General features: G+C 68.0%; 11 protein-coding genes. 7 read left to right on the forward strand and 4 right to left on the reverse strand.

Going from position 1 to position 8,825, the window contains the following annotated elements; genetic code table 11:
* The 3 genes from G6022_RS05395 to G6022_RS05405 all read left to right on the forward strand — a co-directional run.
* Nucleotides 1-532: type 1 glutamine amidotransferase domain-containing protein (locus tag G6022_RS05395; protein WP_206682361.1), on the forward strand; the 532-nt coding region annotated here is incomplete at its 5' end.
* Between the two features lie 25 nt (nt 533-557).
* Complete coding sequence (locus G6022_RS05400; protein WP_182652735.1) at nt 558-1,547, forward strand: hypothetical protein; 990 nt, start codon at nt 558-560, stop codon at nt 1,545-1,547.
* A 244-nt stretch (nt 1,548-1,791) separates the two neighbouring features.
* Nucleotides 1,792-2,070 (forward strand): WhiB family transcriptional regulator, encoded by a 279-nt coding sequence (locus G6022_RS05405; RefSeq protein WP_179523730.1) that lies wholly within the window; start codon nt 1,792-1,794, stop codon nt 2,068-2,070.
* A gap of 21 nt (nt 2,071-2,091) precedes the next feature.
* On the opposite strand, the gene G6022_RS05410 is transcribed toward G6022_RS05405, so the two are convergent.
* Together G6022_RS05410 and G6022_RS05415 are read right to left on the reverse strand one after the other, a co-directional pair.
* Entirely contained in the window at nt 2,092-2,574 is a 483-nt protein-coding gene (locus G6022_RS05410; RefSeq protein ID WP_182640053.1) for a hypothetical protein, read from the reverse strand.
* Between the two features lie 2 nt (nt 2,575-2,576).
* Nucleotides 2,577-3,815, reverse strand: a complete 1,239-nt coding sequence (locus G6022_RS05415; protein ID WP_182611091.1) for a fatty acid desaturase — start codon at nt 3,813-3,815, stop codon at nt 2,577-2,579.
* Between the two features lie 97 nt (nt 3,816-3,912).
* On the opposite strand from G6022_RS05415, the gene G6022_RS05420 reads away from it, so the two are divergent.
* From G6022_RS05420 to G6022_RS05435, 4 genes are all read left to right on the forward strand, one after another.
* Entirely contained in the window at nt 3,913-4,647 is a 735-nt protein-coding gene (locus G6022_RS05420; RefSeq protein ID WP_095718777.1) for an amino acid ABC transporter ATP-binding protein, read from the forward strand.
* A gap of 94 nt (nt 4,648-4,741) precedes the next feature.
* Nucleotides 4,742-5,557 carry a glutamate ABC transporter substrate-binding protein gene (locus tag G6022_RS05425; protein WP_182640054.1) on the forward strand — a complete coding sequence of 272 codons (816 nt, stop codon included), beginning with the start codon at nt 4,742-4,744 and terminating at the stop codon, nt 5,555-5,557.
* Between the two features lie 78 nt (nt 5,558-5,635).
* Nucleotides 5,636-6,298 carry an amino acid ABC transporter permease gene (locus tag G6022_RS05430; protein WP_095718779.1) on the forward strand — a complete coding sequence of 221 codons (663 nt, stop codon included), beginning with the start codon at nt 5,636-5,638 and terminating at the stop codon, nt 6,296-6,298.
* Complete coding sequence (locus G6022_RS05435; protein ID WP_179523725.1) at nt 6,295-7,125, forward strand: amino acid ABC transporter permease; 831 nt, start codon at nt 6,295-6,297, stop codon at nt 7,123-7,125. Before G6022_RS05430 ends, G6022_RS05435 begins: the two co-directional genes overlap by 4 nt.
* Before the next feature lie 285 nt (nt 7,126-7,410).
* Here the strand turns inward: G6022_RS05435 and G6022_RS05440 are convergent, their stop codons facing one another.
* Together G6022_RS05440 and G6022_RS05445 are read right to left on the reverse strand one after the other, a co-directional pair.
* The gene (locus G6022_RS05440; protein ID WP_182640055.1) at nt 7,411-8,187 is read right to left on the reverse strand and encodes an SDR family NAD(P)-dependent oxidoreductase; all 777 of its coding nucleotides are present in this window, start codon (nt 8,185-8,187) and stop codon (nt 7,411-7,413) included.
* Between the two features lie 60 nt (nt 8,188-8,247).
* A complete protein-coding gene (locus tag G6022_RS05445; protein ID WP_182640056.1) occupies nt 8,248-8,676 on the reverse strand; it encodes a VOC family protein in 429 nt (142 codons plus the stop codon).
* Nucleotides 8,677-8,825 lie beyond the last annotated feature (149 nt).

The raw sequence follows: 8,825 nt of genomic DNA on the forward strand, positions 1-8,825 counted from the left end.
CACCAGAACCGTCGTATTCCTCGTGGCCGGCGAGGGGATCGAACGGGTCGAGCTGACCGAGCCGTGGGGGGCCGTGACCGAAGCCGGTCACACGGCGCTCCTGGTCAGCACATCCGACGGCGAGGTCGACCTGGTCGACCACCTCACCCCGGCCGGCACCCAGGCGGTCGACCGGACGAGCGCCGACGTGACCGCCGCCGACGTCGACGTCCTGGTCCTGCCGGGCGGCGTCGCCAACCCGGACGCTCTGCGCCAGGACCAGCACGCTCTGACCCTCGTCCGCGAGATGGTCGAGGCGGGTAAGCCCGTCCTGGCCATCTGTCACGCGCCATGGGTCCTGATCGAGGCCGACGTCGTCCGCAGGCGCCGCGTCACCTCCTACCCGAGCCTGCGCACGGACCTGGTCAACGCCGGAGCCGAGTGGGTGGACGAGGAGCTGGTCAGCTCGGACGGCGTGTTCACCAGCCGCAACCCGGACGACCTCCCCGCCTTCTGCGACGCACTACTCGGCGCGATCCGCGGAGCGGAATAAGCCGACGGACCGAGGGAGGGTTTCGATGATCGGCGTCTACGTCCACCACCGGGGGCGCGGTCATCTCCACCGGGCCATTCCGGTGATGGGCGCCCTGCGGGAACGGGGACTGGACGTCACGATGCTCATCTCGGGCCAGTTCGACGACGCGCTCCTCCCCCCGGGAACCCGCGTCGTCCACCTCCCGTCCGGCATCGATGACGAGGAGGACGCCGAGGAGCTCACCCTCTCCGCCCGCCGCGCCGCCGTCGCGTGGATGGACCACGCACGACCCCGCGCCTTCTGGGTCGATTCGTCTCCCGCCATGTCGCTGGCCGCGCGGATGACCGGCATCCCGATGGTCAGCACCCTGCCGCCCGGGGTGAGGGAGGACGAGCCCCACCTGCTGCGGGTTCGTGCTGCGGAGCGGTTGATCGGGGCGTGGCCACCGGGGGCGCATCAGGCGACCCTGCGGCGGACGGAGAACCCCGTCGCGGAGATCGGCGGAGTGTCCCGCTTCGAGCGGCGCGTCCGCGAGACACGGCATCGTCGTCGTCCCCGTGTCGTCCATCTCAACGGCTCCGGCTCCGGCGGCGACCACCGCTTCTGGAGGGCGGTCCGATCGACGGCGCGCGAGCTCGGAGTGGCCGACTGGCTCGAGGTGGGCGGCCCGGACGGCGAATGGCACGCGGACCCCTGGCCGGAACTGTGTTCGGCCGACGTGGTGGTCACCGGAGGGGGCCAGTCGTCTGTTGCCGACGCCGCCTGCGCTGACGTGCCGCTCGTGGTGGTCCCGGGCCGGCGGCCGTACGGGGAGCAGGACGCCACCGCGGGGGCGTTGGACTCGATCCCGGCGGTGAGCGTGTTGCGCTACGGGGACGGGCCGACCGCCGTCGGGCACGCCGTCCGCCGACAACTGGAGAGGGCACGGGACGGGGAGACCGGAGGTATCCGCGCGTGGTGGGGCGTCGACGGTGCGGCGGCCCGCGCCGCCGAGGTGATCCGCGGGGCGACGACGGCCCGGTTCGGCAGCTGACGAGGCCCACTTCCGCCACTCGTCTCAGCAGATGAAGAGTCGGCCCCGGAGAATTGCCGAACTTTAACCTCTGGCCGCAGGCTCCGAAAAGCGCAGCCCCCGTCGACTTTTGCCGAGAAAGGTTAGCCTACGCTCGCTAATTTCCGTTTGACCTCGCCGCGTCGACTGTCAGGATGGAGTCAACCGCGTTCTGAACAATCAGGGCTCATGGCAGGGCACTTCAGCGTCGCGGGAAGGAGGCGCCGTGCCCAGATACAGGAACCTCGAACCCACTGCGGAGTTCTGGTCGTGGCGGGACGATGCCGCCTGCATCGATCTCGAAGACCTGTTCTACAGCGCAGAGGACGAATCGAAGGGCGAACGCCGTCGCAAGGAGGAGAGGGCCAAGGCCGTCTGTCAGGGCTGCCCGGTGTTCGACCCCTGTCGGCAGTTCGCCATGGAATCGAAGGAACTCTACGGGGTCTGGGGTGGGACGACCGAGTCCGAACGGCACGCCATGGCGGGCCGACACCGGACCGGCTGACACCGGCCGACCCCGCGGAGGTCAGAGATTCTCCCGCGGGGTCGCCTCATGACCCGTGGTGCCCGCGGACCGGTTCCGCTCCTTGAGTTCGGCCTCGTAGACGTGGCGACGCCCGTCGGTGACCTCGTCCCGGACGGCCTTGCTGACCTCTCGGGCAGTGGTCCAGAACCCGTCGTCGAACTCCTCGACCATCTGGAACGTCCACCGCCCGTGGAGGACGTTCACCCCGACCATCTCGGTCCGGATCAGCTCCGCGAGCTCGGTCCGGCCGACCGCCTCCAGCTGATCCGCGGCCTGCTGGTAGAGGATGTCCGCGCGCCCGATCAGCTGGTGCAGGTCATAGAGGTGCCCCCGGGCCCGCTCCACGTACTCCAGTGCCTCGGTGGCGGTGCCTGCGGCCTCCACCTCGGCGTCGGTCGCGCCGGGTGGTCGACGATGCGTCTCGTCGACGCTCGGCGTCCGGTCGCCGGAGGTAGCTCCCTCGTCCGCCCGGTCGTCCGCCACCGTCAGACCGTGCGGGTCAGGCGCCGGAGCTGATTCGGGTCGGTCCGGTGCTTGAGAGCGGTGACCAGGCCCGACCGGGGGCCCGCGTGATCGTCGTAGGTCCGCGGCTCACCCTCGAACATGCGCTCCGACCTGGTTTCCGGCGCGTCGTCCGTGGTGGCCTTGAGGAAGCGGTCGGGCAGCGAGAGCTTGGCGATCGTGCGCCACGACTGCCAGTACTGCTTGTACAGCGGACCCGTCGTATACGGCAGATCCCAGCGACGGCAGACGTCCTGGACCTTCTCCGAGATCTCGCCGTACCGGTTGGACGGGATGGTGGGGAAGAGGTGGTGCTCGATCTGGTAGGAGAGGTTGCCCGACATGAAGTGGGTGAGCTGGCTTCCGGTGAAGTTGGCGGAGCCGAGCATCTGACGCAGGTACCACTGCGCCTGGGTCTCCTCGGAGAGGTCCTCCAGGGTGAACTTGTCCGCACCGTCCGGGAAGTGCCCGCAGAAGATCACGGCGTTGGACCACAGGTTCCGGATGACGTTGGCGGTGGCGTTGGCGGCCATCGTCGACTTCCAGTTGGGGCCCGACAGGAGCGGGAACCACACGTAGTCCTTGCCCACCTGACGGCGGGCCTTGCGCAGGAACTGCCCGATGCGCCGCTTCTGCTCGGCCCGGCCGGACGAGTTGATGGTGCCCGGCGCGATCTCGAGGTGCTGGACCCCCACGCCCCACTGGAAGGTGAACGCCAGGATGGTGTTCCACACCAGGTTCAGCGAGTACGCCGGGTTCCACGGCTGGTCACGCGTCACACGGACCACGCCGTACCCGACGTCGTCATCCATCCCGATGATGTTGGTGTACGTGTGGTGGTGATGGTTGTGAGTGGCCTTCCAGTGCTCGGAGGTGCCCACGATGTCCCACTCCCAGGTGGTGGAGTGGATGACCGGGTCGTTCATCCAGTCCCACTGCCCGTGCATCACGTTGTGGCCGAGCTCCATGTTCTCGATGATCTTGCCCGCGGCCAGCATCCCGGTCCCCACCAGCCACGCCGGGCGGTACCCGGAGAAGAGGAGGACCGCCCGGCCACCGGCCACCAGTCCGCGCTGGAGACGGATCGTGTTCTGCACGTACCGGCGGTCGGATTCGCCGAGCGAGTCCACGACTTCCTGGCGGATCGCGTCGAGTTCCTCACCGATCGCCTCGACGTCCTCGGCGGAGAGATGGGCGTATTCCTTCACGTCTGATATCGCCATGGGTTGACGGTACGGAGGGTCGGTGAGGTTGTCGACCGGAAAGGTCCAATCGGCGAGTCGATCCTCGATGAATCCTCAGCCGCCTATGATCCCTCCCATGGCACTCGTCGAGATCTCAGGCGTGAACAAGCACTTCGGTGACTTCCAGGCGCTCAAGGACATCACCATGTCCATCGATCAGGGCGAGGTCATCGTCGTGATCGGCCCCTCGGGCTCGGGCAAGTCGACGCTGTGCAGGGCGATCAACAGGCTCGAGACCTTCGAGTCGGGCTCGATCACCATCGACGGCAAGGAGCTGCCCGAGGAGGGCAAGGCGCTCGCCAAGCTCCGTGCGGACGTCGGCATGGTCTTCCAGTCGTTCAACCTGTTCGCGCACAAGACGATCCTCGAGAACGTCACCCTCGGCCCCATCAAGGTGCGCAAACAGTCCAAGGCCGTCGCGGAGAAGCGGGCGATGGAACTGCTGGAGCGGGTGGGTGTCGAGCACCAGGCGTCCAAGTACCCGGCCCAGCTCTCGGGTGGTCAACAGCAGCGTGTCGCCATCGCGCGGTCCCTCGCGATGGACCCCAAGGTCATGCTCTTCGACGAGCCCACCTCCGCCCTGGACCCGGAGATGATCAACGAGGTCCTCGACGTGATGACCGGGCTGGCGAGGTCCGGGATGACCATGGTCGTGGTCACCCACGAGATGGGATTCGCGCGAAAGGCCGCCGACCGCGTCATCTTCATGGCCGACGGGGAACTGGTCGAACAGGCCACCCCTGAGGATTTCTTCACCAACCCGCAGAGCGCCCGTGCCAAGGACTTCCTGTCCAAGATCCTGACCAACTGAGTCGGCTCGGGTCCGCTCACCACCCCCGAACCGGGCCCCCGTTCCAGAATCACCTCCCCCAGATCTCGACCCACCCATTTCACGAGGAGAACACATGAACTTCCGACGGATCGGATCGGCCGCAGCGGCGGTCACCCTGGCTCTCGGCCTGACCGCGTGCGGGAACGATGACGGGGGCGAGAACCAGCTCCGGATCGGCATCAAGTTCGACCAACCGGGCCTGGGGCTGAAGGTGGGCAACGACTACAACGGGCTCGACGTCGACGTGGCCACCTACGTGGCCGAGAAGCTCGGCACCCCCGCCGAGGACATCGAGTGGGTCCAGGCACCGAGCGCGCAGCGCGAGACCCTCCTCGAGACCGGGCAGGTGGACATGATCGTGGCCACGTACTCGATCACCGACTCCCGCAAGGAGAAGGTCGACTTCGCCGGACCGTACTTCATCGCCGGCCAGGACCTCCTGGTCCGTGCGGACGACGACAGCATCACCGGGCCGGAGTCGCTCGACGGCAAGCGTCTGTGCTCGGTCTCCGGGTCGACCTCGGCGCAGAACGTCCAGGAGGAGGTCCCGGGGGTCAACCTCCAGGAGTTCGGCACCTATTCCGAGTGCGTCTCGGCACTGGTCTCCAACGCGGTCGACGCACTCACCACGGATGACACGATCCTCGCGGGTTACGCCGCGCAGGACCAGTACCAGGGTCAGCTCAAGGTGGTCGGATCCCCCTTCTCCGAGGAGCTCTACGGGATCGGTATCCAGAAGGGCGACACGGAGAAGTGCGAGCAGATCAACGAGGCCATCCGCGAGATGATCTCCGACGGCAGCTGGGACGCGGCCGTCGAGGAGAACCTCGGAGCGGCGGGCTTCGAGCCGGGAGAGGGCAACCCGCCCAACCCGGACGCCTGCGCCTGATCTGACCTGACAACTCCTCCGCGCCACCGGTGAACGGTGGCGCGGAGGCCCTCCACACCTCATGACGGAAGGTGGACCATGGGCGATATCTTCGCCGACTATGACGTCCTCGGGGCGGTGTGGGTCACCATTCAGCTCTCGCTCCTCGGGACGGTGGGCGCACTGGTGCTGGGGACGATCATCGCGATCCTGCGGGTCTCCCCGGTGGCCGTCCTCCGCGGACTCGGCACCTCCTACGTCAACATCTTCCGGAACCTGCCGCTGACGCTGCTGATGGTGTTCAGCATCCTCGGCCTGTCCTTCATCCTCCAGCTGTCCGTCTCGGACGACTTCGCCCGCAACGCCTTCTGGTGGGCCGCGATCATGCTCGCCGTCTACCACGCGGCGTACGTCTGCGAGGCCCTGCGCTCCGGTGTCAACACGGTCCCGGTGGGCCAGGCCGAGGCCGCCCGGTCCATCGGACTCGGGTTCGGGCAGTCGCTGCGGGAGGTGATCCTCCCGCAGGCGTTCCGAGGGTCCATCGCACCCATGGGTTCGGTGATCATCGCTCTCATCAAGAACTCGACGGTCGCCGCCGTCATCGGCGTGGGCGACTCGGCGGGGCTGCTCCAGGTGATCACGGAGAACGAGGGCGCGAGCCTGCCGACGTTCTTCTTCTTCGCCATGGTGTTCGTGATCCTCACCCTCCCGATCGGACTCTGGACCACGTCCCTCTCACGGAAGCTGTCGGTGAAGCGATGAGCACCCAGGCCGTCCTGTTCGACGCCCCGGGCCCCAAGGCCCGCCTCCGCCACAAGATCTTCACGGTGATCGGTGCCCTGATCGCCGTCGGCATCGCCTACGTGGTCTACATCCAGTTCGAGGCCGCCGGCCAGCTGCAGGCGTTCATGTGGGAGCCGTTCGTCACCGACCCGGAGGTGTGGACCTCCTACCTGATCCCCGGTCTCAAGGGGACGTTCACCGCGGCGGCCATCTCGATCGTCCTCGCGGTGATCTTCGGGCTGCTCTTCGGCATGGGCAGGCTCTCGCCGTTCGCCCCACTGCGGTGGTTCTGCAGCGTGATCGTGGAGTTCTTCCGCTCGGTCCCGGTGCTGCTGATGATGGTGTTCGCCTACTTCGGGTACTTCGCCACCTCGAACATCGTGCCCAATCAGCACGCGCCGCTGGCCGCGGTGGTCACCGCGCTCACCCTCTACAACGGTGCCGTCATCGCGGAGCTCGTCCGTTCGGGAGTCCACGGTCTGCCCTCGGGGCAGACCGAGGCGGGACTCGCGGTGGGGCTCACCCCGGGGCAGGTGCTGCGCTCGATCCAGCTCCCCCAGGCGCTCACGGCCATGCTCCCGGCCCTCGTCGGCCAACTCGTCGTCGTCCTCAAGGACTCCGCACTGGGGTACGGCATCACCTACCTGGAGCTGCTCAACTGGTCCAAGACCCTCGGCTCCGCCTACGCCAACACCGTTCCCGCGTACATCGTGGCCGGCATCCTCTTCGTGATCATCAACTACACGCTCACCAAGCTCGCCGTCTACCTCGAGGGGCGTCTGAAGAAGCGCCGCGCCAGGGCCTGACACCCCCGGGCGGGCGGGCGGGCATCTGCTCCCGCGCCTGTACACCTGCGGGGCAGGCGCCCGTCTCGATGAACACCGGCCTGCGCAGTTGCGCACGCGAGAGTTCAGGTACACGAGCGGCTGCGGTCCGCGGATGCGAACAGTGAGGGACGGGCGCGGCGTGGACGTACGCCGGGCCCTGGATACGCACGACGGCCCCGCCGGAATCCGATCCGGCGGGGCCGTCGTGTACCCGGGGCGACCCGGGGTCAGCGCACTGAGGTGTCAGCCCACTGCGGTGTCAGCTCACTTCGGTGGCATCCGGATGCCACCGTCGACGCGCACGGTCTGCGCGTTCATGTACGGGTTGGTGAGCAGCTCCATGACCATCGACGCCAGCTCGTCGCCCGAGCCGAGACGCTTGGGGAACAGGACGCTCTCGCCCAGCTTGGCCTTGAACGCCTCCGAGTCGGGGCCCTCGCCGTAGATCGGGGTGTCGATGAGGCCGGGGGCGACGGTGTTGAGGCGGATCCCGGCGGCCGACAGGTCACGGGCCACGGGCAGGGTCAGGCCCACGATGCCGCCCTTGGACGCGGAGTACGCGGCCTGGCCGATCTGCCCGTCGAACGCGGCGACGGAGGCCATGTTGACGATCGCGCCCTTCTGGCCGTCCTCGTCGGCCTCGCCGCGGGACATGGCCGTGGCGGCCAGTCGGAGCATGTCGAACGAGCCGACGAGGTTGATCTCGATGACCTTGCGGAACGAGTCGATGTCGAAGGCCGAGGCGAACTCGCCGTCCCGGCCGATCGTGCGCTGCGCCCAGCCGATGCCGGCCGAGTTGACCAGGTATCGCAGCGGGCCCAGCTCGAGCGCGGCCTCCACGGCCTTGATGTTGTCCTCGGTCTTGGTCACGTCGACGGCCACGAACACGCCGCCGACCTCGCCTGCGAGGGCCTCACCCTTCTCGGCGTTGAGGTCGGCGACGACCACCTTCGCACCCTGCGCGGCGAGCTGACGGACGACGGCGGCGCCGATTCCCGACGCACCGCCCGTGACGATTGCACTTGCTCCGGAGATATCCATGGCTGAACCGTAACAAGCGGAGGTGATCGATACGGGTGTCACGGGGCGGTCAGCCGGAAATCACCCGGCCGATCCGTCGACCACCACGTCCCAGCGGATGCCGAACCGATCCCGGACCTGACCGTAGTGGTCGCCCCAGGGAGCCACCTCGAACGGCATCGCCAGCTCGCCCCCGTCGTCGGCCACGGTGGCGATGAAGGTGCGGGCCTCGTCGGTGGTGTCGAAGGCGAGCAGGAACGAGTAGACGTCACTGGCGAGCCGGGGCAGGTCCTCGCCCATGGCGTCGCCACCGGTCAGGGTGATGCCCGGGGCCTCCAGCGTCGCGTGCGCGACCGATCCGGACGGCGGGGTGAACGGAATTCCCTCCATCGGCGGCATCTCGTCGTAGGTCATCAGGTCGAGTCGGCCACCGAAGAGATCGCGGTAGTACGGGAACGCCTCGGAGGCGTTACCCGGGAAGGAGATGTAGGGGCTGGACTGCATGGCCATCGCGGATCCTCTCGCCTGCGCGCCCCGGCCCGTGCCTGAGGCGTTCTCCGCATGATCGACGCTAGACCGGTCGCCGGCCGCAGTCACGAGAAATATCGACCGCTCCGCCGCTCCGCCGGTCCGCCGGTCCGCCGGTCCGCCGGTCCGCC

Source organism: Dietzia sp. Cai40, assembly GCF_014145165.1.
Classification (GTDB): domain Bacteria; phylum Actinomycetota; class Actinomycetes; order Mycobacteriales; family Mycobacteriaceae; genus Dietzia; species Dietzia natronolimnaea.